The organism is Mesorhizobium sp. P2_F5 (assembly GCF_056403715.1).
The window spans coordinates 52922-78898 of record NZ_JBFUEY010000005.1 but is presented as its reverse complement, the minus strand read 5'-3'; the positions used below and the strand labels follow the sequence as shown (position 1 = coordinate 78898).

The 25977-nt window shown below is 63.5% G+C and carries 21 protein-coding genes and 1 pseudogene; 10 read left to right on the top strand and 12 right to left on the bottom strand.

Annotated features, from left to right (window positions below; translation table 11 throughout):
- The first annotated feature begins 111 nt into the window (after positions 1 to 111).
- The 4 genes from efp (at position 112) to AC1DYO_RS09700 (ending at position 3742) form a co-directional block, all read left to right on the top strand.
- Positions 112 to 681, top strand: a complete 570-nt coding sequence (gene efp, locus AC1DYO_RS09715; RefSeq protein ID WP_477262608.1) for an elongation factor P — start codon at positions 112 to 114, stop codon at positions 679 to 681.
- A 70-nt stretch (positions 682 to 751) separates the two neighbouring features.
- On the top strand, positions 752 to 2212 hold the full coding sequence (locus AC1DYO_RS09710) for a phospholipase D-like domain-containing protein (protein ID WP_477262606.1): 1461 nt from the start codon (positions 752 to 754) through the stop codon (positions 2210 to 2212).
- A 79-nt stretch (positions 2213 to 2291) separates the two neighbouring features.
- Positions 2292 to 3092, top strand: coding sequence for an endonuclease/exonuclease/phosphatase family protein (locus AC1DYO_RS09705; protein WP_477262604.1), 801 nt, complete (start codon positions 2292 to 2294; stop codon positions 3090 to 3092).
- Between the two features lie 113 nt (positions 3093 to 3205).
- Complete coding sequence (locus AC1DYO_RS09700; protein ID WP_477262602.1) at positions 3206 to 3742, top strand: dihydrofolate reductase family protein; 537 nt, start codon at positions 3206 to 3208, stop codon at positions 3740 to 3742.
- A gap of 197 nt (positions 3743 to 3939) precedes the next feature.
- Here the strand turns inward: AC1DYO_RS09700 and AC1DYO_RS09695 are convergent, their stop codons facing one another.
- The 5 genes from AC1DYO_RS09695 to AC1DYO_RS09675 all read right to left on the bottom strand — a co-directional run bounded on the left by AC1DYO_RS09695 (position 3940) and on the right by AC1DYO_RS09675 (position 10492).
- A complete protein-coding gene (locus AC1DYO_RS09695; RefSeq protein ID WP_477262600.1) occupies positions 3940 to 4800 on the bottom strand; it encodes a patatin-like phospholipase family protein in 861 nt (286 codons plus the stop codon).
- Complete coding sequence (locus AC1DYO_RS09690; protein ID WP_477262909.1) at positions 4797 to 6182, bottom strand: M16 family metallopeptidase; 1386 nt, start codon at positions 6180 to 6182, stop codon at positions 4797 to 4799. The genes AC1DYO_RS09695 and AC1DYO_RS09690 overlap by 4 nt, the downstream gene beginning before the upstream one ends.
- 148 nt (positions 6183 to 6330) lie before the next feature.
- Complete coding sequence (locus AC1DYO_RS09685) at positions 6331 to 7686, bottom strand: M16 family metallopeptidase (protein WP_477262598.1); 1356 nt, start codon at positions 7684 to 7686, stop codon at positions 6331 to 6333.
- A gap of 97 nt (positions 7687 to 7783) precedes the next feature.
- The gene (gene rsmD / locus AC1DYO_RS09680) at positions 7784 to 8338 is read right to left on the bottom strand and encodes a 16S rRNA (guanine(966)-N(2))-methyltransferase RsmD (protein ID WP_477262596.1); all 555 of its coding nucleotides are present in this window, start codon (positions 8336 to 8338) and stop codon (positions 7784 to 7786) included.
- Between the two features lie 30 nt (positions 8339 to 8368).
- The gene (locus tag AC1DYO_RS09675) at positions 8369 to 10492 is read right to left on the bottom strand and encodes a pseudouridine synthase (protein ID WP_477262594.1); all 2124 of its coding nucleotides are present in this window, start codon (positions 10490 to 10492) and stop codon (positions 8369 to 8371) included.
- A gap of 180 nt (positions 10493 to 10672) precedes the next feature.
- Between AC1DYO_RS09675 and AC1DYO_RS09670 the strand changes: the two genes are divergently transcribed.
- A complete protein-coding gene (locus AC1DYO_RS09670) occupies positions 10673 to 11125 on the top strand; it encodes a nucleoside deaminase (protein WP_477262592.1) in 453 nt (150 codons plus the stop codon).
- Between the two features lie 150 nt (positions 11126 to 11275).
- On the opposite strand, the gene AC1DYO_RS09665 is transcribed toward AC1DYO_RS09670, so the two are convergent.
- From AC1DYO_RS09665 to AC1DYO_RS09655, 3 genes are all read right to left on the bottom strand, one after another.
- Positions 11276 to 11959: a hypothetical protein gene (locus tag AC1DYO_RS09665; RefSeq protein ID WP_477262590.1), complete on the bottom strand. Its 684-nt coding sequence runs from the start codon at positions 11957 to 11959 to the stop codon at positions 11276 to 11278.
- Between the two features lie 199 nt (positions 11960 to 12158).
- A complete protein-coding gene (gene ileS / locus AC1DYO_RS09660) occupies positions 12159 to 15134 on the bottom strand; it encodes an isoleucine--tRNA ligase (RefSeq protein ID WP_477262588.1) in 2976 nt (991 codons plus the stop codon).
- A gap of 228 nt (positions 15135 to 15362) precedes the next feature.
- On the bottom strand, positions 15363 to 16166 hold the full coding sequence (locus AC1DYO_RS09655) for a MipA/OmpV family protein (RefSeq protein ID WP_477262586.1): 804 nt from the start codon (positions 16164 to 16166) through the stop codon (positions 15363 to 15365).
- Between the two features lie 150 nt (positions 16167 to 16316).
- Between AC1DYO_RS09655 and AC1DYO_RS09650 the strand changes: the two genes are divergently transcribed.
- Positions 16317 to 16643, top strand: a complete 327-nt coding sequence (locus AC1DYO_RS09650; protein WP_477262907.1) for a flavodoxin — start codon at positions 16317 to 16319, stop codon at positions 16641 to 16643.
- A gap of 51 nt (positions 16644 to 16694) precedes the next feature.
- Here AC1DYO_RS09650 and AC1DYO_RS09645 read toward each other — a convergent pair whose 3' ends face one another.
- On the bottom strand, positions 16695 to 17129 hold the full coding sequence (locus AC1DYO_RS09645) for an FKBP-type peptidyl-prolyl cis-trans isomerase (protein ID WP_181060302.1): 435 nt from the start codon (positions 17127 to 17129) through the stop codon (positions 16695 to 16697).
- A gap of 279 nt (positions 17130 to 17408) precedes the next feature.
- Between AC1DYO_RS09645 and AC1DYO_RS09640 the strand changes: the two genes are divergently transcribed.
- The gene (locus tag AC1DYO_RS09640; RefSeq protein WP_477262584.1) at positions 17409 to 17963 is read left to right on the top strand and encodes an HdeD family acid-resistance protein; all 555 of its coding nucleotides are present in this window, start codon (positions 17409 to 17411) and stop codon (positions 17961 to 17963) included.
- 13 nt (positions 17964 to 17976) lie between these two features.
- Here AC1DYO_RS09640 and AC1DYO_RS09635 read toward each other — a convergent pair whose 3' ends face one another.
- Positions 17977 to 18960: a bifunctional riboflavin kinase/FAD synthetase gene (locus AC1DYO_RS09635; protein ID WP_477262582.1), complete on the bottom strand. Its 984-nt coding sequence runs from the start codon at positions 18958 to 18960 to the stop codon at positions 17977 to 17979.
- Between the two features lie 10 nt (positions 18961 to 18970).
- On the bottom strand, positions 18971 to 19831 hold the full coding sequence (locus tag AC1DYO_RS09630; protein WP_181060299.1) for a TIGR01459 family HAD-type hydrolase: 861 nt from the start codon (positions 19829 to 19831) through the stop codon (positions 18971 to 18973).
- A gap of 335 nt (positions 19832 to 20166) precedes the next feature.
- On the opposite strand from AC1DYO_RS09630, the gene AC1DYO_RS09625 reads away from it, so the two are divergent.
- From AC1DYO_RS09625 to AC1DYO_RS09615, 3 genes are all read left to right on the top strand, one after another.
- Entirely contained in the window at positions 20167 to 22131 is a 1965-nt protein-coding gene (locus AC1DYO_RS09625; RefSeq protein ID WP_477262580.1) for a pilus assembly protein TadG-related protein, read from the top strand.
- Between the two features lie 195 nt (positions 22132 to 22326).
- The gene (locus tag AC1DYO_RS09620; protein WP_477262578.1) at positions 22327 to 24288 is read left to right on the top strand and encodes a TadE/TadG family type IV pilus assembly protein; all 1962 of its coding nucleotides are present in this window, start codon (positions 22327 to 22329) and stop codon (positions 24286 to 24288) included.
- A gap of 106 nt (positions 24289 to 24394) precedes the next feature.
- Positions 24395 to 25027, top strand: coding sequence for a LysE family translocator (locus AC1DYO_RS09615; RefSeq protein WP_477262576.1), 633 nt, complete (start codon positions 24395 to 24397; stop codon positions 25025 to 25027).
- A gap of 66 nt (positions 25028 to 25093) precedes the next feature.
- Here AC1DYO_RS09615 and AC1DYO_RS09610 read toward each other — a convergent pair.
- A pseudogene (locus tag AC1DYO_RS09610) lies at positions 25094 to 25918 on the bottom strand (DUF2189 domain-containing protein).
- Between the last annotated feature and the right edge of the window lie 59 nt (positions 25919 to 25977).

Sequence of the window (25977 nt, the reverse complement as noted above, 5' to 3'; positions counted from 1 at the left end):
AATTGCTGACAGGGCTGGCGGTTCGCGCCAAGATGCGCTACGGCGACGGCTCTCGCAGCCGATTTGCGCCGAACAATCGTTTCAGGCCAACGAAGTCTAGGATTGAAAACCGTGGTGAAGGTCATCGCCAGTTCCCTGCGTAAAGGCAACGTCGTCGACAAGGACGGCAAGCTTTACGTGATCCTCTTTGCCGAAAACATCCACCCTGGCAAGGGCACGCCGGTCACCCAGCTCGACATGCGCCGCATCTCCGACGGGGTGAAAGTTTCGGAGCGCTACCGCACCACCGAACAGGTCGAGCGCGCCTATGTCGAGGATCGCGAGCACACCTTCCTCTACGCCGATGGCGAAGGCTATCACTTCATGAACCCGGAAAGCTACGACCAGGTCGCGGTGTCGGAAAGCGTGGTCGGCGACATGGCGCCTTACCTGCTCGAGGGCATGGCGGTACAGGTCTCGCAGTTCAACGGCATCGCGATTGCCCTGGTGCTGCCGCAGCGTGCCACCTTCGAGGTGGTCGAGACCGAGCCGACGACCAAGGGACAGACGGCCTCGTCGTCCTACAAACCGGCCGTGCTGTCCAACGGCGTGCGCACGGCAGTTCCCCCGCACATCGCCCCCGGCACCCGCGTCGTGGTGATGACGGCCGATGGCTCCTATGTGGAGCGGGCGAAGGACTGAGGCGCCAAGCCTCAATCCTGACTAATCCCTTGCATTGCCTTCTGCGGCCGCTGGCTCGATAGTCCTGCCGATGTGGCAGACCTTTGTGACCTACTGGCCTCTGATCCTCGTGATCATTCCGATGCTGATGGCCGCCATCGGCATCGTCCACGCCATCATGACCAAGGAAGACGTCCGCGCCGCTACCGGCTGGGTGGGCGTGATGCTTTTGTCGCCCTTTCTTGGCGCGATCATCTATGCCATCGCCGGCATCAACCGCATCCGCCGGGCTACAATCAGCGCCATGCGGCCCTTGGCCGGTGAAGCCGAGACGGCCAAGCAAGACCGCGACATTGCGCTCGAAGCGCTCATCTCGGCTGAATTCGGCCAACGCTTTGCCGGACTGAAGACACTGGGCGACCGGGTGGCGCGGCGCGGCCTGCTTTCGGGAAACGCAATCACCGTCCTGAAGACAGGCGACGAAGCCTACGCGGCCATGTGCGGGGCGATCGACGGCGCACAGCGCAGCATCCTGCTCGAGACCTACATCTTCGACAATGATGAGGTCGGGCGACGTTTCGTCGAATGCCTTGCGGGCGCGGTGCGGCGCGGCGTCACCGTGCGCGTGCTGATCGATGCCGTCGGCGTGCGCTATTCCGTGCCCAGCATTCTCACGACTCTGCGGGAAGCCGGCGTTACCGTCGACCTCTTCAACGGCAACATCGTCATGGGCCTGAGACTTCCCTATGCCAACTTGCGAACCCACAGGAAGATCCTGATCATCGACGGTGCGGTGGCATTCACGGGAGGCATGAACATCCGTAAGGGATTCTCGGCCGAATTCGTGGGAACCGCCAGTTCCGCGGATACGCATTTCCAGGTCACCGGGCCGGTCGTGGCTGACCTGTTTGCGGTTGCCGCCGAAGACTGGCGTTTTGCCGGCAACGAGGCCCTCAAGGACGAGGTCTGGCATGTCGAAAAACCCTCGCCGCCTCCCGGTCAGCCGATCCTGGTGCGGGCGGTGGCGTCGGGGCCGGACGCCAGCATCGAAACCAACCACAAACTGCTGATGGGCGCGTTTTCGGTCGCCCGCAAATCGATCCGCATCATGTCGCCCTATTTCCTGCCGGACCGGGAATTCATCAGTGCGCTGACCACGGCGGCCCGGCGCGGCGTCGAGATCGACATCGTCGTGCCGGCTGTCAACAACCTCTTCCTGGTCGGCCGCGCCATGACGGCGCAATACGACCAGGTGCTGAAGCATTATTGCCGTGTCTGGCGCCATGAAGGATCGTTCGACCACTCGAAGCTGATCTCGGTCGATGGCGTGTGGGCCTATGTCGGCTCCTCCAACCTCGACGCGCGCTCGCTGCGGCTGAATTTCGAAATCGACCTGGAGGTGCTGGATACCGGCTTTGCCACCGAGATCGAAACACGCATCGGAGCGGCAATCGCTTCGGCCAAACCCGTCACGCTCACAACCTTGAAAGCGCGGCCTTTCGTCATTCGCGTCTTCGACCGGTTGCTATGGCTGGGATCGCCCTATCTCTAATGCATGTCGCTCAAAAGTGGTCCCGGTTTTGAGAGAACGACATGCATAAACAAAGACCAGGACATCGAGTAGCAGGCCAATGGACATTAACGGACGCAGCCTCCCGGAGACCGTGCTCCTGTCGATCCGCGGCAGGAAAGCGCGCAAGGCGAACGCGACGCCACGCAAGCGCGTCGACGGCACCCAGATGGTGGTCGCCTCCTACAATGTTCACAAATGCATCGGCACCGACCGCAGGTTCGACCCCGAACGGACCGCCCGCGTCATCCGCGAGATCGGCCCCGACGTCATTGCTTTACAGGAGGCCGACAACCGCTTCGGCGATCGCGCCGGGCTGCTCGATCTTGCCCGCATCGAACACGAAACCGGGCTGGTGCCGGTGCCGGTTTCCGGAAACGGCAAGGGCCATGGCTGGCGCGGCAACGTGCTGTTGTTCAAGCGCGGCACGGTGCGCGACGTGCATCAGATCAAGCTGCCCGGACTGGAGCCGCGCGGCGCGCTGGTGGCCGAGATCGACCTCGACGAAACGCGCACGCTACGCGTCATCGCCGCCCATCTCGGCCTGCTGCGCCGCTCGCGCTCCGAGCAGGCTCGCGTCGTGCTCGACATCATGAGCAGCCAGGATGAAAGGCCGACCTTGCTGCTCGGCGACCTCAACGAATGGCGGCTGGGCAACCGCTCGGCGCTGAAGACGCTGCACGCCACCTTTGGCTTCACCCCGGCGGCCGTGCCGACCTTTCCCTCAGGCCTGCCGGTGCTGGCGCTCGACAGGATCATGGCCAACCGGCACGGCATGGTCTCGTCGGTGGAAGCGCATGACACGCCGCTGTCGCGGGTTGCCTCAGATCATCTGCCGCTTACGGCTTTTGTGAGCTTGTAGGGCGCATGGTCAATTCGACCGAAGGCAGCGCCTGCTTCCGATTGGCTGAGCTTTTTTGCGAGGTGTGTCGGATGAGGCCGTCGCCATCCATCCTCTGACGAAAGGAGAACGCCATGCGAAAACTTATCGTCACCGAATTCATCAGCGTCGACGGCATTGCCGAGGTCGAGAAGCTGCCTAAAGTGACCTGGAACGACGAGATGCAAAGGTTCAAGGACGATGAGCTTGCCGACAGCGGCGCCATGCTGTTGGGGCGCAAGACCTATGAGATCTTTGCTGGCTCATGGCCGAGCGAAACCGGCGATTTTGCCGACCGGTTCAACGCGCTGCCGAAATATGTGGCCTCGACCAGCCTGAAGGCACTGGACTGGAAGCCGGCGGAATTGCTTACGGGTTCCTTGCCGGAAGCGGTGAGCAAGCTGAAGCAAGGCAGCGGCGGCAACATCTATGTGCATGGCAGCCTCAGCGTCGCGCAGGAATTGCTGCGCCACGGCCTGGTCGACCGCGTCAGGCTGTTGAGCTACCCCGGCTCCGTCGGTTCGGGCAAGAAGCTGTTTCCGTCCGACATGCCGGTGGCGCTGGAGCCGATCTCGGCCATGCCGTTCAGCAATGGCGTGGTGGCGCTGGAGTATGCGGCTGGGAAGGCGTGATGATTGGCTAATCTCCCCCCAAGTGGGGGAGATGCCCGGCAGGGCAGAGGGGGGCGCGAAGGAACGCGAACTTTTGACGTTCCAACCTTAGAAAGCTGACGGCGACAAAGAGCGATTCGTTGACAGGCTGGCGGGACAGCGCCCCCCTCTGGCCTGCCGGCCATCTCCCCCACATGGGGGGAGATTAGCAGCTCGCCCTACCCAGCCTTCTTCCCTCGCTTGCCCTTGGCGCGCGCCTCCACCACTCGCTCCACCTCGCGCTTCAGCTCGTCCTTGATCTCTTCCGTCTCGGCCATCAGCGTGTCGATCTTCATGAAATCGAGCACGCGGTATTTCGACACCGGCGGGCGGATCAATATGTCGGGGGGGCGCTGGTTCAGCTTGTGGGCGATGATCGACTGCATCATCAATTGCGTGGCGCCGTACATCAGGTCGACGGTGGTCGGGTGCTTGCGTTCGGCCTCGCTGGGCGCGCCAACGACGTCGATGGCGATGATGATGTCGGCGGCGTTTTCGATGAGGTCGAACGGCACGGGATTGTAGATGCCGCCGTCGATCAGCACGCGATCGTCGCGCGTTACCGGGCGGAATACGGCGGGGATGGCGGCCGACGCCGCCAAAGCTGAATGCAGGTCGCCATCGTCGAAGACGGCCAGCTTGTGGCCGAAATAATCGGTTGCCGTCACCTTGAGCGGGATCTTCAGTTCGGCGAAGGTTTCGGGGATGGCTTCGGGCAGGAACGCCTTCAGGATGCGCTCGATGTTGAACTGGCTGACGCGGATGCCGCCCTGCATGGCCTCGGCGATGGTGCCCGGCCGCGAGCGCCACATGCGTGCCGCGACCTCGGCCCGGCGGCCAAGGATCGAGCGGGCATAGTCCTCGATCTCCTTGCCACTCATGCCCGAGGCCATGCCGGCGCCCATGATGGCGCCGATCGAGGAGCCGGCGATGGCCACCGGCTTGATGCCGAGCTCGTCCAGCGCCTCGACGATGTGGATGTGGGCAAGGCCGCGGGCGCCGCCGCCGCCAAAGGCGATGCCGAAGGTGGGACCTGTCATTTGGCCTCCAGCTTCGGGCCGATGCTCATGATCGCGGGCTCAGGCGTCAGCAGCTTCTTCGCCGCCGCCTTGACCTGATCGAGCGTCACGCCGTTGATCAGCGCCGCACGGCGCTGCATGTAATCGATGCCGAGATTGTCGAGCTGCAACTCCACAAGCGTCGCGGCAATAGCGCTGGAGGAATCCAGATTGCTGATGGCATAGGCGCCGACCATGTATTTCTTGGTTGCGTCCAGTTCGGCCTCGGTCGGGCCCTCCCCGGCCATCTTCTTGACCACGTCCTTGACGATGCCGAGCGTCTCGGCCGCGCGGTCCGAACGCGTCGCCGTGGTGATGATCAGCGCGTTGGAGTGCTGGTGATCGACCAGGTTGGAATCGACGCTATAGGCCAGGCCGCGCTTTTCGCGCACCTCGTCATAGAGGCGCGAGGTGAAGGTGCCGCCACCGAGAATCTGGTTCATTAGCACCGCGGCGAAGAAATCCGGCGCATCGCGCTTCACGCCGGGATAGGCAAACTGCAGCGAGGTCTGCGGCAGGTCGTAGTCGACCTCCAGCTGCTGGCCGAGTTTCAGCTCGGTATCGGCAACCGGCCGCAGCAGCTGCTTTTCCGGCAGATCGCCGAACACATCATCGAGCTTCTGTTTCAGCGTCGCAGCGTCGATATCGCCGACCACCGCAACATGCAGGCCGTCGCGGGCGAAATTGGCCTTGTGGAAGGCAGCCAGATCCGCCGCCGTGATGGTGGCGATGCTGTCCTTGGTGCCCTGGTCGGGCCTGGAATAGGGATGGTCGCCATAGATGGCGCGCAGCCATTTGGTCTGGGCGACGGTGTTGGGGTCGCGCTCACTGGCGATGATGCCGGACAGGATCTGGGAGCGGATGCGGTCGATCGGCGCCTGGTCGAAGCGCGGGCTGGTGACGGCCAGCCTGAGCAGGTCGAAGGCCGCATCCTTCTGCTCGGCCAGCATGCGCATCGAGCCATAGGTACCGTCGCGCGCCGCGTCGAAGCCCATTTCGGCGCCGGCATCGTCAAGCCTGGTCTGGAAGGCCTCGCTGTCGAGGTCGCCGGCGCCCTCGTCGAAGAGGCCGGTCATCAGATTGACCAACCCTTCCCGCCCCGCCGGATCCTGCGTCGAGCCACCATCGAAGACGAAGCGAATGGCGATGATCGGAATGGAGTGATCCTCGACCAGCCAGGCGTTGATCCCCTTGGAGGAGGTCACCTGCTGGATGTCCATCGCGCGCGCGGCAAGCGCCGGCAGGACGAGGAAGAGGATCGAGAGGAACAAAGTGGCGAAGGCGCGGAGGGCTTTGCCTTCTCCCCGCCAGGCTCCCCCTTCTCCCCTTGTGGGAGAAGGTGGCCGAGCGAAGCTCGGTCGGATGAGGGGTGTTCCAGCTTGGCGACGACGGCGATCCTTGACGCACCCCTCATCCGTCTCGGCGCTCCGCGCCGATCCACCTTCTCCCACAAGGGGAGAAGGGAGGGCGCGCGCTACGGGAGAAGCCAATGCAGCTTGGTTCGCCATCAAATCAATTCCCCGCCTGTTGCTGCGGCAAGAGATAGCCGGTGGTCGAACGGTCGAGCAGCAAATAGCGTGCGGCGACCGCCTTGACCTCGTCGGCAGTGACCTTGCGGATGCGGTCCGGCCATTCCTCAATATCCTTGACATTGCCGCCGGTTGCGAGCTCGGCGCCGTAGAGATTGGCCATCTCGTCCTGCTTGTCGCGGGCGAAGATCATGGCCCTGATATAGCGGGCCTTGGCCTTGTCCAGCTCGTCGGCGGTGACGCCGTCCTTGACTATGCGGGCGATCTCGGCGTCGACGGCCGCCTCGACATCGCTCAGCTTGGCGTCGCCGCGCGGCGCGCCATAGACGGTGAAATTGGTGGCGTCGAGCATGGTACCCTGGAAGAAGGCGCCGGTCCCCGATGCGATGCCTTGCTTGACCACGAGCTGCTGGTAGAGCCGGCTGCGGGTGCCGCCGCCAAGGATCTCTCCCAACAGGTCGAGCGCCTCGGCCTCGCCGGGTTTTGCCGTGTGGTAGGACGGAACCACCCATTGCGTCGAAAAGCTCGGCACCGAAACGCGCGCATCGGTGAGCGTCACCGTGCGCTTGGTGTTCTGCTCGGGCTCGACCGGGCGGATGCGCGGCGGCAGATCCGGACCGCGTGCGACCTTGCCATAGGTCTTTTCGGCCAGCGCCTTCACCGCGTCCGGCTCAACATCGCCGGCAACGATCAGCACGGCATTGTTGGGCCGGTAGTATTTGTCATAGAAGGCAACCGCATCGGTGCGGTTCAGCTGTTCCATCTCCTGCATCCAGCCGATCACCGGAATGCGGTAGGGCTGGTTCTGCCAGAGCGTCGCGTCGACCTCTTCGTCGAGCACGGCCTGCGGATCGCTGTCGATGCGCGAACGGCGCTCTTCCAGGATCACGTCGCGCTCGGTCTTGATGACCTCGTCGGTCAAGATGAGGTTGCGCATGCGATCGGCCTCGAAGCTCATCATCAGTTCGAGCGCCGGGGGCGTCACCGTCTCATGGAAGGCGGTGTAGTCATAGGAAGTGAAGGCGTTGTTGGAACCGCCTATGTCCGAAATGGCGCGGTCGAATTCGCCCGCGGCATGATTGGTCGTTGCCTTGAACATCAGATGTTCGAAGAAGTGCGCGATGCCGGACTTGCCTGACGGCTCGTCGGCGCTGCCGATCTTGTACCACACCATATGGGTGACGATGGGGGCGCGATGATCGGGGATGACCACCACCTCCATGCCGTTATCGAGCAGGAAGTTCGCCACCTTGCCGTCGTCCGCGGCCAGGGCCGGGCCGGCCATGGTCAGCGCGGTGGCGAGCAACGCTCTCCGCAGCCATTCAGCATGAAGTGTCATTGATGGCTCCGGTTTGTTATCGCGCGACGATAGGCAAGGTTAGCCATGGAGGCAAAGTGAATTGTGCGTCATTTTGAAGGCGCCAATCGCTCCGCCCTTACCCTGCCTCGATGAACCGGACCACCGTCTCGCCGTAGTTGCGCTCGTCGACCACAGCGAATCCCGGACCAACCTCGAAGGGCGCCGAGGCGGCTTCCTCGACCACGCACATCGCGCCGGGCAGCAGCCAGCCGCCCGCCTTGGCCGAACGCAAGGCGCGCTCGCCAAGGCCTTTGCCATAGGGCGGATCGGCGAAGATCAGGCCGAAGGCCGCAAGCGTACCGGCCTCACCCAGGGCCGACGCATCGCGGCGAAAGATCTTGGTGCGTCCGGTCAGGCCAAAGGCTTCGACATTGGTGCGGATCAGGCCGCGTCCTTCCGCCGATTCTTCGATGAAGACGCCATAGGAGGCGCCGCGCGACAGCGCTTCGAGGCCGAGCGCGCCGGTGCCGGCGAACAAGTCGAGCACGCGCGCGCCCTCGAGCTTGTCGGCGAAGCGGTGCGCCAGCACGTTGAAGACGGCCTCGCGGGCGCGGTCGGTGGTCGGACGAATGGCATGGTCGCGCGGCGTCGCCAGCGGACGCCCGCGAAATTGGCCGCCGACGATTCTCATTTAAGTCCGGGTCTCATTTAGGTCCGGCTCTCATCTGGTCCGGGGACCCTTGGGACCATTGCGCGGCCGCTCACCGCCCCGACCGCCATCCGGACGCTCGCCGCGTGGCTTGCCGAACGGCTTGGCGCCAGCCGGCTTGCCATAGGATGGCTTGAACGAGGCCTTGCGCGCCTTGGCGTCGGCAGCCTTTGCGGCATCGGCTTCCGCCCTGCCCTTGCCGATCGGACGTGCGCCCGGTGCCATCCAGACATTGGCCTTGCGCTGGCCCGGCGGCTCGATCGGCCGCTGCTCGCGCTCGGGTTTCTTGCCGCCGCGTGGCTTGTCGCCAAAGCCACCGCGCGGCTTATCGCCGAAATCGCCACGTGGCTTGTCACGAAACTCGCTTCGCTCGGGCCTCGCGCCACGTTCGCCAAAGCTCTTTGCCGGCGAAGCGTCGCGTTCGGGGCTGGTCGACAGCTTGCCAAGCGCCTCGTCGCGGCTGCCTTCCCGGCGCTTGCGGTTCTTGATCAGACCGCCTTCGCCGATCGGTCGGCGATCGCCCTCGCGGGTGAATTTCGGCCGTTCCGGCTCCACTTCGCGCTCACGCCGCACCGGCTGGTTGGAGAACGGCTTGATGATCTCGGCCTCGAAATTGGCGCCGGATTCCTCGACCAGGCGTTCGCCGAGCTGGTCGCGCAAGACGCGGCCCTTGATTTCCAGCACATGGCCTTCGGCGAGGTCGTCGAGCTGGAACGGCCCGTAGGAGATGCGGATCAGCCGAGTCACGTCGAGGCCGAGGGAGCCCAGGATGTTCTTCACTTCCCGATTCTTGCCTTCGCGCAGGCCGATCGTCAGCCAGGCGTTCGTGCCTTGCTCACGGTCGAGCGTCGCCTCGATGGCGCCGTAGAAGACGCCGTCGACGGCAATGCCTTCACGCAGGCCTGCGAGCACGCTTTCCTCGACCTTGCCATGAACACGCACGCGGTAACGGCGCAGCCAGCCGGTGGCAGGCAGTTCGAGCACGCGCGACAGCCCGCCATCATTGGTGAGCAGCAGCAGGCCCTCGGTGTTGATGTCGAGGCGGCCGATGGTCATCAGCCGCGGCAACTCGGCCGGCAGCACGTCGAACACTGTCTTGCGCCCCTCGGGGTCGCGGTTGGTGGTGACAACCCCGGCCGGCTTGTGGAACAGGAACAGCCTTGTGCGCTCGATCGGCGGGATTTCCATGCCGTCGAGATGGATGATGTCGCCGGGCATGACGTTGAAGGCCGGTGAGGTCAAAGCCCGGTTGTTGACCTTGACGCGGCCCGCCGCGATCAGGTCCTCGGCATCGCGCCGCGAAGCAAGGCCGGCGCGGGCCAGCCGCTTGGCAATGCGCTCGCCTGCTTCTTCAGTCTCCGCGGCGCGCGGGCGCGGCTTGAAGCCGCCGCCAGATGCACCTTGCGGCCGGTCACCGCCGAAATCGCGCTTGGGGCGATCCGCGAAGTCACGCTTGGGACGATCGCTGAAGTCACGCTGCGGGCGATCGCCAAAATCGCGCTTTGGCCGGTCGAAACGCTTTTCGCCTTCGGCGGAAGCTGGCCGATCACCGCGCGGTGCGTAGGGCTTGCGCGGACCTTCGCGCTTCTCATAGGGCTTGCCCTCGGGACGCGGCCCTTTGCTGAACGGCCGGTCGCCGCTCTTGAAGTCGCGCTTCGGCCGCTCGCCATCGGCCGCCATCGGCCGGTCGCCGCGCGGCGCATAGGGCTTGCGCGGCCCTTCGCGCTTTTCATACGGCTTGCGTTCACCCTCGGCCGCCATAGGGCGATCGCCACGCGGTGCGTAGGGTTTGCGCGGCCCTTCGCGCTTTTCATACGGCTTGCGCTCGCCCTCGGCCGTCATCGGGCGGTCGCCACGCGGCGCATAGGGCTTGCGCGGACCTTCGCGCTTTTCGAAAGGCTTGCCTTCCGGGCGTGGTCCCTTGCTGAACGGCCGGTCGCCGCTCTTGAAGTCGCGCTTCGGCCGCTCGCCTTCAGCCGCTGCCGGCCGGGCGCCGCGCGGTGAGTAAGGCTTCTTGGCCCCGAAGGAAGGCTTGCCGCCTTTGCCGGCGGCGCTGTCGCGGCGCGGCCCCGCGGCTCTCGGGCCACTTTTACCCGAGCCTTTGTGGCGCGGAGATTTCTTGTCGTTGTCGTCCATGTGGCCTTTGTCCGTTTGCGCTGCTACAGCGTGGCGCATCCTTTGGGGCGCGCAACGAACGCTATAGCACTTTGATGTGGCGCATGATCATTTCCGAAAATCGAGTCCGACGTTCGGGTTGACGCGCTCCATAACAGGATCACCGCTAAGTGGCGAGGAGATAATCAGGATGGAAACCGCGTGAAGCGGCCGGATTTCATGGCGCTGGCGCTGAAAGAGGCGAAAGCCGCCGCCTTGCGTGGCGAAGTTCCCGTCGGCGCCGTCATCGCCAGCGGCGATACGGTTGTGGCATCCGCCGGCAACCGCACCCGCGAACTTGCCGATCCGACGGCGCATGCCGAAATGCTGGCGATACGCGCGGCCTGCCAGAAGCTCTCCAGCGAGCGGCTGATCGGCCACGACCTTTATGTGACGCTGGAGCCCTGCGCCATGTGCGCCGGCGCCATTTCCTTCGCCAGGTTGCGCCGGCTCTATTTCGGCGCGGCTGACGAGAAGGGCGGCGCGGTGGTCAACGGCGTGCGCTTCTTCGCCTCCCCGACCTGCCACCATACGCCCGATATCTATCCGGGCATCGCCGAGACCGATGCAGCCTCGCTGCTCAAGGAATTCTTCAGGGAAAGGCGGGAACCGTAGAGCGCCAGAGACTGCTTCGAAATTCGCTCGGGTGAGTCATATGGTGGTGGTTTCGAGAACCGGAGCGCAGCGGACATTTGGGTCCGTGAGCACCGGAAGCGCAGAAAACGCCATCAGATGGCCGCCAGAGTAGAATTTCCAAGCGGTCTCTTACCAGGAGGGCAGCCAGTCGAAGAGCCCGCCGCTCTTGCTCTTGGCGGCAGCCTCCTTCTTGAGGCGGCGTTCCTTCTTGTATTCATCCTCGCCGAGCTCGCCCTGAGGCGCGGTGTCGGCGGCAGCGCGATAGGCCAGAGGCGGCTCGCTCAGATATTTGCGGCTGTTGGGATCGCCCTGCTTGCCCTCTGCCGTGCGGCGCTGGATCTCGGCGGCGCGACCCTTGTCCGAATCCGCCGGCGACCAACGCGGCGGGTGGCTCGAAGCTGAATCCGCCATCGCCTTCTTCACCGCGGCCGGATCGGTCTGCACATCGTCGACGATCTGTGACTGATAGGACGGATCATCCTGGTGGGCGGTGGCGTCTGCACGCAGGCGGGCGCGGCGCTGCTCGGGCGATTCGGGCCAATCGGTGCTCGCCGTCTCGATGCTTTCCTGCGGTGCCGGCAGCGCTTCCTTCTGCCCCGGTGCGGGCTTTACCAGCTCCGGACGCGGCTTGTAGTCGATCTGTTGCTTGCGCTTTGGCGAGACCGCGAAGGCGCCGGACAGGTCGCCGACAAGCTGCTCGCCAGCCGTCTTGTCGGTGCCGTAGGTGGGCGAACTCATGCAGCCGGACAGAGCGAGGCCGGACGCGACAAGCGGCGCCAGCAGCGCAACGCGCACGGAAGTTCTGTCGGTCATGCTAAAAAGTCCCACTATAGACAGCCTCTCGATCGTCACCGGCCAAAGGTCCGGTCCCCATCGTCCACGCTCTTGCGACGGAAATCCGGCGACAATTTGTCTTCCGGAGTTTCGCGTGTTTACCTCAACCACTCGTTAAGGGCAACGCGCGGGCGGTTTTCGCCCACGCGGCGTGGCTTTTGTGCACCGGCTTATGGACTCACAAACGTCCTAGCGCCTGCAGCTCATGCAGCACCGCGGCATCGCGGGCCGAAACATCGGGGAACTCGGCGTCCTGCCCGACATCCGCCGTGTAGCGCCACGAGCGCGCGCATTTGACCAGGCCACGATCCTCGGCCTTTTCGACCACCACAGCGACACCTTTGACATCGTCGAGCGCAAAGGCGCTTTCTGGCGCCTTGCCATGGGCGATGACGAGATCGCTGGTGATCGCCATTTCGGCCATGTCGACATCGGCGATTGCGGCTTCAAGCGCGGCATCGTCGAGAGTCACGACCGGTACCGCTTCCAGCGATGAGCCGATGACCTTCTGGGCCCGGGCGATCTCAAGGGCGCCGGTAACGACACGGCGGACCTGCCGCACCTTGCGCCATTTCTCCGCCAGCGCCTCGCTCTTCCAGTTGGCCGGAATCTCAGGGAATTGGTCGAGATGCAATGAAACCGCATCGGGATGACGGTCGAGCCAGGCTTCTTCCGTGGTGAAGGGCAGCATCGGCGCCAGCCATTTCACCAAGCAGTCGAAGAGGTGGCGCACCACTTGCACCGAGGCTTTGCGCTTCACGCTGGCAGGCCCGTCGCAATAGAGCGCGTCCTTCCTGATGTCGAAATAGAAGGCCGACAGCTCGACCACCATGAAGTCGAGCAAAGTGCGGGTGATGCGCTTGAACTCGAACGCGTCGTAGCCCGAGCGCACGACCTCATCGAGCTCAGCCAGCCGGTGCAGCATCAGCCGCTCCAGCTCAGGCATCTTCTCCAGCGGCACCTCTTCGCCATCGTCATGGGCGAGCGTGCCCAGCATCCAGCGGATGGTGTTGCGGAGCTTGCGGTAGGCGTCGATGTTGGTCTGCAGCACGTTCTTGCCGAGCCGCTGGTCTTCCCAATAGTCGGTCGTCACCACCCACAGCCGAAGGATATCGGCGCCGGACTGCTTGATGACTTCCTGCGGCACGACGGTGTTGCCGAGCGACTTCGACATTTTGCGCCCCTCCTCATCCATGGTGAAGCCATGGGTGACGACGGTGTCGTAGGGCGCCCTGCCCCTGGTGCCGCAGCTTTCGAGCAGCGAGGAGTGGAACCAGCCGCGGTGCTGGTCGGAGCCTTCGAGATAGACGTCGGCCGGCCATTTGAGGTCCGGACGGTCTTCCAGCGTAAAGACATGCGTCGAGCCCGAATCGAACCAGACGTCGAGGATGTCCATCACCTGCTTCCATTTGGAGGCATCGTGATTGCCCAGAAAACGCTCCATAGCGCCCTCCGCGAACCAGGCGTCGGCGCCTTCCTGTTCGAAAGCATCCATGATGCGCTGGTTGACGGCTTCGTCCTTCAGCACATTGCCGTCCTCGTCGGCAAAGACGGCGATCGGGACGCCCCAGGCGCGCTGGCGCGACAGCACCCAGTCGGGGCGCTCCTCGATCATGGCGCGGATGCGGTTCTGGCCGGCCGCCGGCACGAAGCGCGTATCGTCGATGGCCTTCAGCGCGCGGCTGCGCAGCGTCGTGCCGTCGCCGAGGTCCTTGTCCATATAGACGAACCATTGCGGCGTGTTGCGGAAGATGATCGGCTTCTTCGAGCGCCAGGAATGCGGATAGGAGTGCTTCAGCCGGCCGCGCGCGAACAGCGCGTTGCGCTTGATCAGTTCGTCGATGACCGCCTGGTTGGCATTGCCCTTCTTGCCATTGTCGTCGATGACGCGCGCCGCCCCACCCTCGCGGTCCGGGCCAAAGCCCGGCGCATCCCGGGTGAAGAAGCCGGCATCGTCGACAGGGAACGGGATCGCCGTGTCGATGCCGCGCTTGAGCAGCTCGGCCACCGCATCCGTCCAGGCGTCGAAATCCTCGCGGCCGTGGCTCGGCGCGGTATGCACGAAGCCGGTGCCGGCATCGTCGGTGACATGCTCGCCGGCGATCATCGGCACAGGGTATTCATAACCGCCGCCAAATCCCCTGAAAGGATGCGAAAGCGTAAGGCTTTCAAGCTGTTCTGCCGAAACGTTGTGAAGGCGATTCAAGGTGATCTTGGCCTTGACCGCCGAGTCTTCGGCGAGTGCGTCGGCAAAGATCAGCTTTTCACCGGGCTGCGGGCCGAAAGCGTTCTCCGCCGCCGTGACTTCATAGAGCCCATAGGCGACGCGCGGCGAATAGCTGACGGCGCGGTTGCCGGGGATGGTCCAGGGCGTCGTCGTCCAGATCACGACATGGGCTTCGAGCAGGTCCAGCGAGGATTCGGACAATGCCGCAGGCTGTTCACCTTCAGCGCCGGAAACCGGGCGGGCAAGGCTTGCGACCGGGAATTTCACCCAGATCATGTCGCTCTCATAGTCCTGGTACTCGACCTCGGCCTCGGCCAGCGCCGTGCGCTCGACCACGCTCCACATCACCGGCTTGGAGCCGCGGTAGAGCTGGCCCGACATGGCGAACTTCAGCAGTTCGCCGGCGATGCGCGACTCCGCGTGGAAAGCCATTGTCGTATAGGGATTGTCGAAATCGCCGACGACGCCGAGGCGCTGGAACTCGCTGCCCTGGACCGAGATCCAGTGCGCGGCGAAGTCACGGCATTCCTTGCGGAATTCGTTGACAGGCACCTCGTCCTTGTTCTTGCCCTTGGCGCGGTATTGCTCCTCGATCTTCCATTCGATCGGCAGGCCGTGGCAGTCCCAGCCCGGCACATAGTTGGAGTCATAGCCGCGCATCTGGAACGAGCGGGTGATGACGTCCTTGAGGATCTTGTTCAGCGCATGGCCGATATGGATGTTGCCGTTGGCATAGGGCGGGCCATCATGCAGAACGTATTTTTCGCGGCCGGCGGCCTCCTCGCGCAGCTTGCGATAAAGGTCCATGTCCTGCCAGCGCTTGACCAGCAGCGGTTCCTTCTCCGGCAAGCCGGCGCGCATCGGGAAATCCGTCTGCGGCAGATAAAGCGTCTTGGAATAGTCGATCGTTTCAACAGTGTCGGTCATTGGTCTGCCATATGCATTGCCCGGCGGCATCGAAGCTCGGGCGTTGAACTATCATCTTATGGAAAAAGCGCGAGGGGGCGCGCAGAAACTCCCGGCGGCTCCGGCGGCGCTCAGGCCACCCGGAACACCGGGCCTGTAATTCGTATCGCAATCGCGAAAAGGCGCGAAAAGCTGGTCATGGCTGGGCTTTTAGCCGAAGCCACGGCAGGAATAAAGCGCGTAAATCGCCTACATTGAAAAGTTGAAACGGTAGGTGGTCGAGACGCCGACCGTGAATTGGTCGCGCTGGCCGCGCTCCTTGACCAGGCTGGAATCGGCGGCCGGGCCCATCAGGCGCGCATATTCGCCGAACAGGCTGGCGGTCATCGGCTCCGTAACCTTCCAGGTGATGGCGCCGCCGAGGCCGGTCGATTTCAAGCCACCGCCTGGATGGTATTCGCCGAGGCCCGAGGCGGCGGCCTCCTTGGCGTTGACGCCGTAGTAGGAGTCGAAATAGCCCGACGAGGCAAAGGACACGCGCGGGCCGCCCGAAATCCTGACCGTCGGCGTGATATCGTGGAAGGCATCGGCGGCAATGTCGGCGACAAAGCCGTCATGGGCACGGATACCGTGACGCAGTTCGGCGCGGGCGCGCAGCCAGTCCGTCGGGTAGAATTCGAAGAAACCGCCGACTTCACCACCCCAACGCACGGGATCCAGCCCTTTCAGCTCATCCTTGCTGCTGCGCGAAAACAGGAACTTTCCGGTCAGGCCGGCGCGGACGCCGCCATCGTCGACCAGCGCCAGCGAAATATTGTCATTGCGCGAGGTGAAGCGGACAGCGGGGCCGACCTTGCCCAGCGAGATGATCGGCGTAGCGCTGAGCAGAAGGCTGTTGGAGCCCTCGAATTTCGGCGCGACCATGCCGGTGGCGCCAAGCGTCAGATACCAATCGCCGGACAGCCAGCCGAAGGTGCCCTCGCCCGCATTGGCGGCAGATACCGTGAGCAGCCCGGAGGCGAGAAGCAGTGGAATCGTCCGGACAATACGCATCGTCACCCCTTACGCGAAAGGCGCCGGCATGAACACCCGGCGGTGCTTAAGCCATGGCGCCGGTTCGGTAAAATTTGACTTAAAATCAGTAACATTGCCGCCGGTGATTGTTTTAACCCGGACCGTTTTGCGCCATGAACGCAGCACGCACTGGAGCGCGATCCTGGCGACCTACCGCCACTCAAAGCCCAACTCCCGGCCACCGCGACCTATGCGAGGGTGTTTCTGGGCTTTCCCATCTGGGGTGAAACCGCGCCGCCTGTAATCCGCACTTTCCTGGCGGTCCACGACCTTGCGGGTAGGACTATCATTCCGTTTGTCACGCATGGCGGCTTCGGGCTCGGCAACAGCCAGACTATTCTGGCCAGCCACGCCCCTCGGGCGCGCCTGACGGAAGGCTTCTCGATGCAGGCGCCGCAAGAGCGCCAGACCATCGAGCGTGTCACCAGCTGGTTGGACACGCTGAAGGTCAAATAGTCGGTTATTCGTCAAGGGATGGCGGGAGTCCCTTTTGAAGTCACTGCAAGCCTACGCAGCCTGGACGATCTCGACCAATTCAACGTCGAACACCAGATCCTTTCCGGCCAAAGGATGATTGCCGTCGAGCTTGACGCTGGCGTCGTTCACGTCGACCACCGTCACCGGCATGGGGCTCCCATCGCGGGTTCTGACCTGCAATCGAGTACCGACATCGACGTTGATGTTATCTGGCACGCGGGCGCGGTCGATGGTCATGACCGCTTCGGGGCGGTGGGGACCATAGGCGGCTTCGGCGGGTACAGTGACGGTGCTTTTCGCGCCGACCTCCATGCCCTCCACATGCGTTTCAAGGCCGGGGATCACTTGCCCTTCCCCCAGCGTGAATTGCAGCGGTTCGCGGCCGGAAGCATCGAATTGAGTGCCGTCGGCCAGACGTCCAGTATAATTGATGCGCACGGTGTCGCCATTCTTGGCCTGTGTCATGGCAGTCATCCTTTGGGAGTTTTTGAGGGACCGACCAGAGTTCATGGTCCCGTTCTCGATCATCCACGCACTAATTGCGCGGCGCGAAACTCTAAAACTAGGGCGTTGGCTGCCGATGTAAACCCGCCGGTTGAGCTGCGAGCGGTCGGCCCTCGACAAAACGGCCCTATGCAACATGGTTGGGTGTGGCCGCCGGCAGCCTGCTTGCTGGACTGGCAAGGCCATCGGCGTTAACCTCCACGCAGCTTGATGCACGGCGACTCCCGAGGAGATGCGGCTATGACCCTGCACGGTGACACCCTGAAAGACGCGATCGGCCGGACACGAGACAAATGGGGGTGGTTCGTCGCGCTCGGCGTCCTGCTGCTCGTCTTCGGCGGCATTGCCTTCGGCAATCTGTTCATCGCCACCGTCGCCTCGGTCTATGTCGTCGGATGGCTGATGCTGATGGCCGGCATCATCGAGATCGTGCATGCCTTCGGCGTCAAGACCTGGAGCCGCTTCTTCTATTGGTTGCTCAGCGGCCTGCTCTATGCGGTTGCCGGCTTCTTTGCCTTCGACAATCCGCTGCTGGCATCGACGGTACTTACTTTCCTGCTGGCGGTTGCGCTGGTCGCTTCAGGCGCGCTCAGGGCCTGGGTCGGCTACAGCCACCGGCCGGAAAATGGCTGGGGCTGGGTCGTTGCGGCGGGCCTGATCAGCGTGCTGGCGGGCCTGACCATCGCCATGGGCTGGCCAGTCAACAGCCTGTGGGTACTCGGCCTGTTCCTGGCCATCGACCTGATCTTCCAGGGCTGGAGCTTCATCGCCCTCGGACTGGCCTTGAAGAGGTAAGCGGCCGGAAAGCTCAAAAAGCGATCGCGCTGTCCAGCTGCGACAGCGGCCTGACACCGGCAAGCAGCGCGCGCGCCTCCGTCTCGTCGCGCTTGATTTGCGCCACAAGCGCGTCGAGCCCGTCGAACTTCACCTCGGGGCGTAAAAAGCCGAAGAACGAGACTTCGCAGATCTCGCCATAGAGATCGCCGGAAAAGTCGAAGACAAAGGTTTCGAGCAGCGGCGCGCCATTGTCGTCGACGGTCGGGCGGCGGCCAAAGCTGGCCACACCGTCGTAAAGCGTGCCATTGGCGCGGCGGAAGCGGACGGCATAAATCCCTTCCTTCAGAGTCGCTTCCGGAGAAAGCCTCATGTTGGCTGTCGGGAAGCCGAGCGTGCGGCCGAGCTGCTGGCCACCGATGACTTCGCTCTCGACGGTGAAGCGGTAGCCAAGCAGGCCGGCGGCCTCGGCGACTACGCCCTCGCATAACAAGGCGCGGATGCGGCTCGACGACACCACCTCGGCGCCTTCGTCACGAAAAGCGTCGACCAGGGTGACGCCGAAACCGTGGCGCTCGCCCGCCGCCATCAGAAAGGCCGGGCCGCCTTGCCGGTCCTTGCCGAAGTGGAAATCGAAGCCGGTGACGGCATGGGTGATGCCGAGGTTCGTCTCCAGCACATCAGTCACGAACGCCTCGGCCGACAGGCCGGCAAAGGCGCGCGTGAATGGCTGCTCGACGAGTGCTGCAAAGCCCAGACGCGACAACAACCGCGCCTTCATCGGCGGCGGCGTCAGCACGAACAGCGGCATATCGGGCCTGAACACCTTGCGCGGATGCGGCTCGAACGTCAGCACCAGTGCCGGCACGCCGCGCCGCCTGGCTTCGCCAAGCGCGCGTTCGAGCACCGCCTGGTGGCCGCGATGAACGCCGTCGAAATTGCCGATCGCCACCACGCCGCCACGCAAATGCGCCGGCAGCGGCGCGGTCGCGGAAATATGCTCGAAGGCTGCGCTCATGGAAGCGACCCTACCGCAGTCTCGGAATGACCGCGACCGGCCGGTAGCCGTGCTTTTGCAGAAAGGCTGCAAGCCTGGCAGGGTCCGGCTGCATGGGATCGCCATAGTCGCGTGCGTGAATGCCGCCAGAGACGTAAAGCACGTCAATCCCATTGTCGGCGGCGCCCTTGACGTCGGTCATCATGCCGTCGCCGATGGCCAGCACCTCCGAGCGCTCGACGTTACGGCCAAGAAGCAAGGCGACCTCCCGCATTGCTGCGTCATAGACCGGCGCATAGGGTTTTCCGGCAATCAGTGTGCGGCCGCCGAGCTGGGCATAGTCGCGCGCCAGTGCGCCCGCACACCAGATCATGCGCTCGCCGCGCTCGACCACGATGTCGGGATTGGCGCAGATGAAAGGCAGGTTCCTGGCGCGTACCCGGCGCAGCAGTTCGGCGTAATCCTCAGGTGTTTCCACCTCGTCGTCGAACAGCCCGGTGCAGACGACGCCGGAGGCCTCGAACTCTTCGACAAGATCGACGTCGAGACCGTCATAGAGGGTGAAGTCGCGGTCGGCGCCGATATGGAAGATTTTTCGCGGGCCGTCGGCGATGAGGTCGCGGGTCACATCGCCTGACGTGACGACACGGTCGTAGGCAACGGTGGGAACGCCGATCGCATTCATCTGCGCCACCACATCGGCATTTCGGCGCGGTGAATTGGTGATCAGAACAACCGGAACCTTCGCAGCACGCGCAGCGGCAAGCGCCTCGGTAGCCGCCGGGAAATGCCATTCGCCATTGTGGATCACGCCCCAGACATCGCACAGGATGGCCGAGTAGGCTCCCGACAAATCCGCGAGCGAGCCGATGATGTCAGGCGAATCCGCCATGCCGTTTTCCTGATGTGACGATCGTTGCGAGAGCTGCGGCCGACGGTCCGCCGCAACCGGCCCCGCATTAACCGAAGCGTTTCATCCTGTCACCAGCTTTCGGCATTTTCGGCGCCGTCGAGCCACGGGTTGATGGAGGTTGCAACAGGCCGCCCTTTCCCCAGGCTTCGGTCGATCGAAAAATGTCGCGTCGGCGATCACCAGGGCCGAGTGGTTAACGAGCCTTGAAAAGATGGGCCGATCTTGAACGCATTTCAGCAACCTGAAATTTAACGATTTGTGGGCATCTTCGCGCCGATATTCGATATTTGGATCCTGGCAGGGGTGCTGAAGGCATGATCCGCAGATTTCTGAGCGACAGACGCGGCAACTATGCCTTGATGACAGTGATCACCATGGTGCCCTTGATGGGAGCCCTGGCACTCGCCATCGACTACACCGAGCTGGGCCGCCAGCGTCAGGACACGCTGAACGCGCTCGATGCCGCAGGCATCGCCACCGCGCAGCAGATTGTCTCCGGCGCGACTGATGATGCGGTCAAAGCCTATGCCAAGAACTTCTTCGAGGCCAATCTCGGCCACGTCCAGCCGGCTAATACCGCGCTGACCGTGACACTACCCAACAACAACGCAGGCGGCGGCACGCTGAAACTCCAGGCGACGCTGACGTTCAAGCCATACTTTCTGCCGGTCGCGGCCTGGATGCTTGGCAAATCATCCAGCGACACCAATGTCCACCTAACCGCCACCTCGGAAGTTCGTCTCAAGAACACGCTCGAGGTTTCGCTGGTGCTCGATAATTCGGGGTCGATGAGCTCGCTCGGCTCCGGTACCGGCGAGAAGCGCATCGATCTGCTCAAGGAAGCAGCCAAGCAGTTGGTCGACACGCTGGCGCTGCAGGCGCAGCAGATGAAGCAGATCACCAAACCGGTGCAGTTTTCCCTGGTTCCGTTTTCGGCGTCGGTCAATGTCGGCCCTGGCCACGACCAGGATACCTGGATGGATCAGAAGGGCGTCTCCCCGATCCATCATGAGAACTTCGACTGGACGAAGATGACGGCCGCCAACAATCCCAACAAATATGCCGAGAAGGTGGGCGGCGTCTGGTACAAGCGGGGAGCGGACTGGGGGGATACAAAGGATGAGCCGCTGACCCGCTTCAGCCTCTATTCCGACATGACTGTCGAATCCGGCCGCGAAGATGTGACCCCCCCGAAGCAGTATGTCTGCGACGTCACCAAGAAGGACGGCACCTGCAAGTCTGGTCATTGGGTTATTCCGTCGCCGCAATATGTTTACACCACGAGCCGCTACGCGAGCTGGCAGGGCTGCGTGGAGGCAAGGCCCTACCCATACAATGACGACGACACGACCCCGGATTCCGCCAACCCGGCGACGCTGTTCGTTCCTATGTTCGCGCCGGACGAAGCCGGCACGCTTTGGCGCGACTTCAATCGCGACGGCGTCAACGACGTTGCAACGGCAAGCTACAGCTCCGACAACAACTGGTGGGCCGACTGGCCGTACGACCCGGCCAGCCCGACCGCCAAGCAGCGCCAGTCGGACATGCGAAAGTATTTTCTGGTGAAGCCTTACGGATCATCTTCAGCCAGTCAGGGCGACGGTCCGAATGCGGCCTGCACGACCAATCCGATCACGCCCCTGAAAGACGTGACCAATACGGCCGAGAAACAGGAACTGGACGATGCCATCGACGACATGGCGCCTACCGGCAACACCAACGTTCCGGAAGGCATGGCCTGGGGCTGGCGCACGGTATCGAGCAACGCGCCCTACACCGACGGCCGGCCGAACAGCGAAAAGGGCAACGACAAGGTGGTCATCGTGCTGACCGACGGCGCCAACACCTATACTGCCGTCAGCGACGCCAGCAATGCCAACAACAGGTCGACCTATGCCGCCTATGGTTATACCGGCCTGACATATCCGGGGTCGGGCAGCGTGACGCGCCTGTTCATGCACACCGACGTCCCCAGCACCACCTATACCTCAGCCAACTACACGGCTGCGCTCGACGAGCAGATGAAGACGCTTTGCGCCAATGCCAAGGCGAACAATATCCTGGTCATGACCGTCTCGCTCGATCTCGTCGACACCAAGGCGGATGAAAAGAAGGCTATGGCGGCGCTGAAGGAATGCTCGTCGGACTCGCGCTTCCGCAAGGATCCGGCTGATCCGAGCAAGGCAGCGAAACTCTACTGGAACGCCACCGGTGCTACCCTGGCGGATGATTTCAAGGAAATCGCAAACGAACTGTCCAACCTGCGTATCGTCGGCTGATGCGCTTATCTCCACTGAAAATGCACCGCCCTATGGCGGGGCATTTTTGTGAGGCGATCTCGTCGTCGCCCTGATTTGGTTAGCGCTTGGTGAAGCGCTGGCCGCGCAATCGAGCGGTTTCCCAAACCCGTCCTTCAGCGTTTTGTGAAAGTGTGGCGGCATTGAAGAATCCGCAGGCGGGGCCGCTTACATCACATGCGCAAATTCTGGCGTGACTTCTGGCGCGACCGGCGCGGCAACTATGCTCTCATGACCGTTCTGGCCATGGTGCCGCTGATGGGCGGCGTGGCGATGGCCGTCGACTTCAGCGGCATGGTCAGCGAGAAGCAGAAGGTGGTCAACGCGCTCGACGCCGCCAACTTCGCCACCGCGCGCCGGCTGGTGGAAGGCGCCACCGACGACCAGTTGCGGGCCTATGCACTCGACTTCTTCAAGGCAAACCTCAACGACGTCGATCCCGCCAACACGACGCTCGACGTTACGCTGCCCAGCAGCACAGCAGGCGGCGGCATCGTCAAGCTTTGCGCCAGCCTGGTCTACAAGCCCTATTTCCTGCCGGCGGCGTCGATGTTGATCGGCAAGACGTCAGGCGACATCGATTACTCCGTGTGCTCGCAGGTGCGATTGAAGAACACGCTGGAAGTGGCCATGGTGCTCGACAATTCAGGCTCGATGTCGATCAACGGCACCGGCGCCGGACAAAAGCGCATCGACCTTCTCAAGCAGGCCGCCAAGCAACTGGTCGACACGCTCGCCGCACAGGCAGCGATGATCAAGCAGATCGACAAGCCGGTCCAGTTCAGCCTCGTGCCGTTCGCCGCATCGGTCAATGTCGGCGCCAGCAACGACAACGCGTCATGGATCGACGCCTATGGGCTGTCGCCCATCCATAATGAGAACTTCGACTGGACGACGCTGAACGCCGCTGACAAATATGCCCAGAAGATCGGTGGCATCTGGTACAAGAAAGGCACTGGCTGGGGTGAGCAGGAGGGGCAGATGCTGACCCGCTTCTCGCTTTATCGCGACATGAAGGTGGTCACCAGCCACGAGCGCATCGTCGGCAGCAAACGCGTGGTCTGCGACGAATACCGGTCCAACCACACATGCAAGCGCAGCCACGACGAATACGACTACAACGACACATACGGACCGTTCGCCAGTTGGCAGGGCTGCGTCGAAGTCCGTCCCTATCCATATAATGTCAACGACGCGCCGGCCTCCGGCGGACCGAACAACACCGGCACCGGCGTCGGCGACCCCGCGACCATGTTCGTGCCGATGTTTGCGCCGGACGAGCCGGGCAACCACTGGTATATCACGCAGGATCCCGACGAGGCGGCGCCCAAGACCTATGGCGCTGTCAACAGCTGGTGGAACGACGATCCGTCGAGCACCACCGGCAAGACCAGGCAGTCCAACATGGCCAAGTATTTCCAGCCGCGGCCGATCAATGCGCCGGTGCTGTCGAAAGGCGCCGGGCCTAATTACAGCTGCACCACGACGCCGATCACGCCGCTGACCGATGTCACCAACGCCGACGGGCTGGCCAAGGTCAAGGCCGCAATCGACCTGATGGCGCCTAACGGCAACACCAATGTGCCGGAAGGCATGGCGTGGGGCTGGCGCACCGTCTCCAGCACCGAGCCCTTCACCGAGGGACGCCCGGAGACCGAGCGCGGCAACGACAAGGTGGTCATCGTGCTTACCGACGGTGAGAACACCTATTCGGCGTTGAGTTCCGACCCCGCCGGCAACAAGTCGACCTATGCCGCCTATGGCTATACCGGCGTCGGCTACAACGGCACCGCGGTCACCCGCCTGTTCGGCGGCACGTCAAGCGCCATCGGCCAGCTCAACTATTCGTCGAGCAACTACACCGCCGCGCTCAACGAGCAGATGGCGACGTTGTGCAACAACGCCAAGGCGGCCAACATCATGGTGATGACGGTGGCGCTCGACATGTCGACGACCGACGCCGGCGACCAGAGCGCGATGGCGGCGCTGAAGACGTGTTCGTCGGACTCGCGTTTCCGCAAGGATCCGACCGACCCGAGCAAGCCTGCAAAACTGTTCTGGAACGCGACGGGCGCCACGCTGTCGGACAATTTCAAGGAAATCGCCAACGAGCTGTCGAACCTGCGCGTGGTGAGCTGAGGCGCCTTCGTCAATTTTCGACACTGGCGTAACGGTCGGCGCCGCCAAGCCCTTGCGCGCCAGTGTCCGGCGAGGCAAAGGTCAAGCGCCTCCCGGAGATGCCTTCATGCCCGAAATCGCCAACCATCTCGCCTTCGCGCTGGTGTGCCTCGGGATGGTGCTGACGCCCGGGCCGAACATGATCTACCTGATCTCGCGCTCGCTGTCGCAAGGGCCGAAGGCCGGGTTGATCTCGCTCGGCGGCGTGGCGGTCGGCTTTCTGTTCTATGTCGTATCGGCCGCATTCGGCATCACCGCGCTGCTGCTTGCCGTGCCGTTCGCCTATGACGCGCTGCGCATTGCCGGTGCGCTCTACCTGTTGTGGCTCGCCTGGCAAGCGGTGCGGCCCGGCGGGCGCTCGCCGTTCCAGGTGCGCGAACTGCCGAAGGACAGGCCGCGCAAGCTGTTCGCCATGGGCCTTATGACCAATCTCCTCAACCCCAAGGTGGCTGTGCTTTATCTGTCGCTGCTGCCGCAGTTCATTTCGCTGGACAAGGGCCATGTGCTGTCGCAGCTTCTGGTACTCGGCGCCACGCAGATTTCGATCAGCCTGACCGTCAACGCGATCATCGCGGTGACGGCCGGTTCGATCGCCACCTTCCTCGCCGGACGGCCGCTATGGATGGTCATCCAGCGCTGGATGATGGGCACGGTGCTTGCCGCGCTGGCGCTGAAAATGGCGACCGACGCGCAACGCTAGGGTGCGTTGCCATCCAGGTGATGCCGGCCGGACCTGGATCTCAACAGGCCCTACGGCTGGGTGACGCTACATCGGCCGCCGTGTCTGTTGCGCGCGCTCCGGCTCCACCACCTTGCGATAGAGGTGCCAGGTGGCATGGCCAAGCACCGGCATGACCACGGCGAGCCCGGCAAACAGCGGGATCGATCCGATCACCAGCAGCACGGCGACCAGGAGCCCCCACAGCAGCATCGGCAGCGGGTTTGCCATCACCGCGCGCGCCGAGGTCTCGATCGCCGATACGGCGCCGACGTCGCGGTCGAGCAGCAGCGGAAAGGCAACCACCGTCGTCGCCAGCACGATCACGGCAAAGATGAAACCGGCGGCATTGCCGAACAGGATCAGCGTCCAGCCCTTGCTGGTCGTCAGCAACTCGCTCAGAAATCCGGCGATCGAAGCCGGCGGCTAATCGCCGAACAGGCTGGTGTAAATCGACTGTGCGGTGAACATCCACAACAGGAACAGCACCAACAGCATGGCGCCGATGACGGCGATGGACGGCAATGCCGGCGAGCGACGCACGTCAAGCGCGTGCCGCCAGGAGGTGTCCATGCCGCGTTCGCGCCGGCGGCTGATCTCGTAGAGGCCGATTGCCGCGAACGGGCCGACCAGGGCGAAGCCCGACATCAGCGGATAGATCAGCTGGATGGCGTTGGAGCCGGAGGTCCACCGCGTCAGGATCAGACCGACGACGGGATAGATCAGGCAGAGGAACACGTAATGCGAAGGCTTGGCCCAGAAATCGTCGAGACCGAGCTTGAGCGCATCCCAGAGGTCCGCGGCGGTGATATGGCGCACCCTGGGCTGCACATGCATTCCGTGCGCGTCCGCCATGACATGAAAGCCGACCATAACCTTCCTCCCGGGTGTCGGGACGGTCACCGCCTGGATGGCCGCCCGCAGCTGCCACT

Coding starts and splice junctions, on each gene's coding strand:
- AC1DYO_RS09710 (WP_477262606.1), top strand. CDS start 752: ATGTGGCAGACCTTTGTGACCTACTGGCCTCTGATCCTCGTGATCATT.
- AC1DYO_RS09705 (WP_477262604.1), top strand. CDS start 2,292: ATGGACATTAACGGACGCAGCCTCCCGGAGACCGTGCTCCTGTCGATC.
- AC1DYO_RS09700 (WP_477262602.1), top strand. CDS start 3,206: ATGCGAAAACTTATCGTCACCGAATTCATCAGCGTCGACGGCATTGCC.
- AC1DYO_RS09695 (WP_477262600.1), bottom strand. CDS start 4,800: ATGACAGGTCCCACCTTCGGCATCGCCTTTGGCGGCGGCGGCGCCCGC.
- AC1DYO_RS09685 (WP_477262598.1), bottom strand. CDS start 7,686: ATGACACTTCATGCTGAATGGCTGCGGAGAGCGTTGCTCGCCACCGCG.
- rsmD (WP_477262596.1), bottom strand. CDS start 8,338: ATGAGAATCGTCGGCGGCCAATTTCGCGGGCGTCCGCTGGCGACGCCG.
- AC1DYO_RS09675 (WP_477262594.1), bottom strand. CDS start 10,492: ATGGACGACAACGACAAGAAATCTCCGCGCCACAAAGGCTCGGGTAAA.
- AC1DYO_RS09665 (WP_477262590.1), bottom strand. CDS start 11,959: ATGACCGACAGAACTTCCGTGCGCGTTGCGCTGCTGGCGCCGCTTGTC.
- ileS (WP_477262588.1), bottom strand. CDS start 15,134: ATGACCGACACTGTTGAAACGATCGACTATTCCAAGACGCTTTATCTG.
- AC1DYO_RS09655 (WP_477262586.1), bottom strand. CDS start 16,166: ATGCGTATTGTCCGGACGATTCCACTGCTTCTCGCCTCCGGGCTGCTC.
- AC1DYO_RS09645 (WP_181060302.1), bottom strand. CDS start 17,129: ATGACACAGGCCAAGAATGGCGACACCGTGCGCATCAATTATACTGGA.
- AC1DYO_RS09640 (WP_477262584.1), top strand. CDS start 17,409: ATGACCCTGCACGGTGACACCCTGAAAGACGCGATCGGCCGGACACGA.
- AC1DYO_RS09635 (WP_477262582.1), bottom strand. CDS start 18,960: ATGAGCGCAGCCTTCGAGCATATTTCCGCGACCGCGCCGCTGCCGGCG.
- AC1DYO_RS09630 (WP_181060299.1), bottom strand. CDS start 19,831: ATGGCGGATTCGCCTGACATCATCGGCTCGCTCGCGGATTTGTCGGGA.
- AC1DYO_RS09625 (WP_477262580.1), top strand. CDS start 20,167: ATGATCCGCAGATTTCTGAGCGACAGACGCGGCAACTATGCCTTGATG.
- AC1DYO_RS09620 (WP_477262578.1), top strand. CDS start 22,327: ATGCGCAAATTCTGGCGTGACTTCTGGCGCGACCGGCGCGGCAACTAT.
- AC1DYO_RS09615 (WP_477262576.1), top strand. CDS start 24,395: ATGCCCGAAATCGCCAACCATCTCGCCTTCGCGCTGGTGTGCCTCGGG.